Raw genomic sequence first — 911 nt, 5'->3', positions numbered from 1 at the left:
GCTGAATCGGTATTTGGCAAACCAGCAGCTTTAGCAAGATACTCACCCATCTCAGCTGAAAGTTTAGCTAGTTTCTTACGATCTTCTTCGACCTTCTTAGCGGTTGCTTCTGTAGCTGCAGTTGTGGCTACAAGATCCGTTGCAGAAGCCGATAAGTTGGTAGTTGAATCTGCAACTTTCTCTACTTTAGATATTTGGTTAGCAAAGGTTACCTTGCCCTCTAAAGTTGTCGATGCTGTTTCTGATGATTCACCTGTTCTATCAGTTGGCGTGCTTGTATCGGTTACAGTTTCTTTCGCAGCTGTTTGTGATCCTACCACAGTAGATGAAGCAGAGATACTTGTTGAAGCCGATGTACTTGTACTCGCTGAGGCCGAAGCGCTCGTTGATGCTGACTCAGATGCAGAGGTACTTGCCGACTCTGAAGCTGAAGTGCTTGCTGATACAGACGCACTGGTTGAAGCTGACTCAGACGCACTTGTGCTTGCTGATACGGATGCAGATTCACTCGCTGAGACTGACTCACTCTCACTTAATGACTGAGAGGTCGTATCTGAAGTTGGTCTTTCTTGATCATCTTGCCCAACTGTTCCCAAGGTAGCTTGATCTGCATTAGCAAGAACTTCCTTACCTTCAACTACTTTTTCAACAGCAGTCTGTTCATTAGCATAGACATGAGATTGGGTTGCAATCCCTCCACCTATGACAGTTCCCGCAGCAGCTATCCCCTTGAGGATATCAAGCCCAGTTAGGGATGTTGAAACACGATCTTCAACAACTTCTGTTGTAACTTGAGCTGTATCAATACCACCACGAAGAACCTTGAACAAACCAAAAAGAGAGGTAGATGCTCGAAGCCAGTGTTTCCCTGACTTGATCAATTTATACCTCGTTACTCGGTCTGTTTCTCT

1 protein-coding gene is annotated in these 911 nt (G+C 45.2%); it reads right to left on the bottom strand.

Annotation, left to right across the window (positions count from 1 at the left end):
- Nucleotides 1–911, bottom strand: a 911-nt coding sequence (locus tag HMPREF2728_RS11025) for an accessory Sec-dependent serine-rich glycoprotein adhesin (RefSeq protein WP_186822192.1), incomplete at both ends; no start/stop codon positions are given.

This window comes from Streptococcus sp. HMSC061D10 (assembly GCF_001808865.1).
Taxonomy (GTDB): Bacteria; Bacillota; Bacilli; order Lactobacillales; family Streptococcaceae; genus Streptococcus.
The sequence above is the reverse complement of the archived record's forward strand: the minus strand, read 5'-3'. Positions and strand labels throughout refer to the sequence as shown.